Consider the following 4,134-nt stretch of genomic DNA (forward strand, 5'->3'; position numbering starts at 1 on the left):
AGACTTAATAGTTATGTTTGTGAAAAGAGATTTTAAAACTTTATATAAACAAACTATATTAGGACCTCTATGGATTATAATAAATCCATTATTAACAACAGTGATGTATACGATAGTATTTGGAAACATAGCAAATATTTCAACAGATGGCATGCCTCAAATAGTGTTTTATATGTTAGGTACGACTGTATGGACGTATTTTTCTACAAGTTTGACAAAAACAGCTACAACATTTACTGGAAATGCGGCGATATTTGGTAAAGTGTATTTTCCGAGACTTGTAACACCAATATCTACTGTTATTTCAGGTTTAATTAATTTTGCTGTGCAATTTATTATGTTTTTATGTTTTGCTGTATATTATTATGTCAAAGGTGCACCTATTAATCCAAATATTTTTATACTATTAACACCATTATTATTAGTAGAATTAGCAGCTTTATCTTTGGGATTCGGTATAATAATATCTTCTTTAACTACTAAATATAGAGATTTAGCAGTATTGGTAACTTTTGGAGTTCAACTTTGGATGTATGCAACTCCAGTAGTTTATCCAGCATCACAGCTAGGTGGGAAATTAAAGACTCTTATGATGCTAAATCCAGTATCACCAATAGTAGAATCTTTTAGATATGCTTTTTTAGGAAGTGGATCAATACCATGGAATTTTTTAGGAATAAGTGTTATAAGTACAATAGTAGTTATGTTTATAGGAGTTGTATTATTTAGTAGAGTTGAAAAGACATTTATGGATACAGTTTAAGACGAGGTGAAAAAATGAGTGATACAGTAATTGAAATTGAAAATTTGAAAAAACAATATAGATTAGGAGCAATTGGAGGAGGTACATTAACTGCTGATTTGCAGAGTTGGTGGGCTAGAATAAGAGGTAAAGAAGATCCAAATAGTAAAATAGGTTCAGGTGTACATGGAAAAAATGAAACTTTTATGGCATTGGATGGAATAAATTTAAAAGTAAAAAAAGGTGAGGCTCTAGGTATAATAGGTGGAAATGGAGCTGGAAAATCTACAACATTAAAAATATTATCTAGAGTAACAGCGCCAACTGAAGGAACTATAAAGGTTAAAGGACGTATATCAAGTTTATTGGAAGTTGGGACAGGCTTTCATCCCGAATTAACAGGTAGAGAAAATATATATTTAAATGGGGCTATTCTTGGTATGACTAAGGAAGAAGTTGACTCTAAAATTGATGATATTATAGATTTTTCAGAGTGTAGACAATTTATAGATACTCCTGTTAAAAGATATTCTTCTGGAATGTTTGTAAAATTGGCTTTCTCAGTAGCTGCGCATTTGGACTCAGAAATATTAATAATGGATGAGGTTTTAGCTGTTGGAGATATGAAGTTCCAAGAAAAATGTCTAGGAAAAATGGGTGATTTATCAGGAAATAATGGAAGAACAATCCTTTATGTAAGTCATAACATGAATACGATAAGACAACTTTGTAATAGATGTATAGTTTTAGAAAAAGGTAAAATTATATTTGATGGAGATACAGAAGATGCTATTTCTGTATATATGAATTCTACTAAATCCCCTGTTTTATTTAATACATGCAGAGATATAAAAAGAGATTACGGAGCTATGAAAGTTGATGAAAAAATATTTATTAATAGTGTTGAAATTTTAGATAAAGATATGCCTAGATATAAAAAAGGAGAAAAGTTGAAAATTAATATAAATTTCGATGCAAAACAAGATATGGAGAGAGTGTGTTTAAGAGTACCAATATTTTTTGCTGATAAATCTATAGTTGGGGTTTCTATGAGTAAACCTGTAATTGAATGTAAAAAAGGAGTTAATAATCAAACGGTTGAGATTGATACTTCTTGTCTTGCACCTGGTAGATATATTGGAAGAATAGCTATGTTTTCAGTTAATGAATTTGGAACTTTTATAAATCATGATGTAGTTGATGCTTTTTCCTTTGAAATATATACAGAAGATGGAGATATGAATAATATAACTTGGGAACATAGATATTGGGGACATATTAGTTTTAATGATATAAAAGTATATTAATTATGAGGGAAATTTAGGAGGATTATATGTTATTTTCAAGTACAATATTTGTCTTTTTATTTTTACCGATGGTATTAATTTTTTATTACGGTATTTTTAGAAATAAAAGAAAGCTACAAAATATATTTCTATTACTAGCAAGTTTATTTTTCTATGCATGGGGTGAGCCTGCTTTTGTACTCATTATGCTTTTATCTATAATAAGTAACTATTATTTTGGACTTAAGGTAGATGAGCATAGAGAAGATAAGAAAAAATCAAAGTCAATAATAGTGTTAATGTTAATTTTTAATCTATCTATTATGTTTATATTTAAATATTTGATGTTCACACTATCAAATATTAAATATTTAACAGGATTAAATTTTAATATTCCCAATATAGCACTGCCTATAGGAATATCATTTTTTACATTCCAAGCAATTTCTTATGTTATAGATGTTTATAGACAAAATGGTAAGGTTCAGAAAAATCCTCTATATGTGGGTCTTTATATATCATTTTTCCCACAGTTAATAGCAGGACCTATAGTAAGATATGAAACTATATCAGAGCAAATTGAAAATAGACAGGAAAATTTCGAAGATTTTTCAAAGGGTGTATGTAGATTTATAATTGGTCTAGGCAAGAAAATGCTTTTAGCAAATACTTTAGCCATTGTGGCTGATTATGCGTTTTCATTGAAGGCTAGTGAATTATCTGTATGTATGGCTTGGTTAGGAGCTATTGCATATACGTTCCAAATATTCTTTGATTTTTCTGGTTATTCTGATATGGCTATTGGATTGGGTCAAATGTTTGGATTTAAGTTTTTGGAAAACTTCAATTATCCGTATATATCAAAGTCTATATCTGAATTTTGGAGAAGATGGCATATATCTTTGGGAACATGGTTTAGAGATTATGTGTATTTTCCATTAGGTGGTAGTAGAGTTGATTCTAAAAAAAGATTAGTGTTTAATCTATTTGTAGTATGGTCATTGACCGGTTTATGGCATGGTGCAAATTGGACATTTATAGTATGGGGATTGTTGTACTTTGTACTTATAACTTTTGAAAAATTAACGGGATTTGATAAAAAATTAGGATGGTTCGGGCATATTTATACTATGCTATTTGTAACACTTGGATGGGTTTTATTTAGATCTGATAATATTATGTATGGTATTGAGTATATAAAGTCTATGTTTGCTATGAATGGAAATGTATTTATGGATAGTTTAGCTAAATTATATTTCTTGGAAAATAGATATTTTTATATAGGAGCAATTTTGTTTAGTTTGCCACTTAAGAATATTATAAGTAAAAAGTTAAATTTAGATAATAAGGTATTTGATTTATTGTATATAATTATAATATTGATTTTATTTGTATTATCGATTTGTTATATAGTTAAGGGTTCATATAATCCTTTTATATATTTTAATTTTTAGAAGATTGCTATTTAAATAGAAGAGTTAGTTTTACTGGAGGAATATATAATGAAGTGGAATAAATACAAAATAGTATGTGTAGTATTTTTAGTTTTTATTATATGTACAGGTCTATCTACGGCTGTATTTGGAGCGAGACAGATTGGGTATAATATGTTAATAGGGTATAAAGATAATTTAGATGAAAATCCAAGTATTTTAGAAAAAATTAGAGCAATTATTGCTGGATGTGAAGATGGAATGAATACGGAATATGTTTTAGAGGATGAGTGTGTTAAGTTATATGGGGCATTTCAGAATTTGCTTGATAAGAAAGTTGTAAATGATGTTGATATTTCAAAAGATGTAATTAAATTAAATAATGGATATTTATCGTTTTATGGACATAAAGAATTAGATGTTACAGAAATAGTAGATAATACAGTTGATTTTAATGAATTTTTGAAATCAGAGAATATACCTTTGTTATATGTACAAGCTCCATTTAAAATAAGTAAGTATGATAATCAAACTCCTGATGGGATTACAGATTATAATAATAAAAAGGCAGATGATTATTTAAGAGAAATTTCTAATGCTGGTATAGATACTCTTGATTTAAGAGAGTTAATAAAAGAAGATGGAATTGATCATTATTCTATGTTTTTTAAAA

4 protein-coding genes are annotated in these 4,134 nt (G+C 28.1%); all 4 read left to right on the top strand.

Annotated features, from left to right (window positions below; genetic code table 11):
* Nucleotides 1-763: ABC transporter permease (locus SPD90_RS00910; RefSeq protein ID WP_320924033.1), on the top strand; the 763-nt coding region annotated here is incomplete at its 5' end.
* A 14-nt stretch (nucleotides 764-777) separates the two neighbouring features.
* Nucleotides 778-2,049, top strand: coding sequence for an ABC transporter ATP-binding protein (locus SPD90_RS00915; protein ID WP_320924034.1), 1,272 nt, complete (start codon nucleotides 778-780; stop codon nucleotides 2,047-2,049).
* Nucleotides 2,050-2,075: 26 nt separating this feature from the next.
* A complete protein-coding gene (locus SPD90_RS00920; RefSeq protein ID WP_320924035.1) occupies nucleotides 2,076-3,482 on the top strand; it encodes an MBOAT family O-acyltransferase in 1,407 nt (468 codons plus the stop codon).
* Nucleotides 3,483-3,530: 48 nt separating this feature from the next.
* Nucleotides 3,531-4,134 (top strand): hypothetical protein (locus tag SPD90_RS00925; protein ID WP_331680496.1); only part of this gene is annotated, 604 nt, incomplete at its 3' end.

Source organism: Intestinibacter sp. (genome assembly GCF_034113885.1).
GTDB lineage: Bacteria > Bacillota > Clostridia > Peptostreptococcales > Peptostreptococcaceae > Intestinibacter.

Coding starts and splice junctions, on each gene's coding strand:
- SPD90_RS00920 (WP_320924035.1), top strand. CDS start 2,076: ATGTTATTTTCAAGTACAATATTTGTCTTTTTATTTTTACCGATGGTA.
- SPD90_RS00915 (WP_320924034.1), top strand. CDS start 778: ATGAGTGATACAGTAATTGAAATTGAAAATTTGAAAAAACAATATAGA.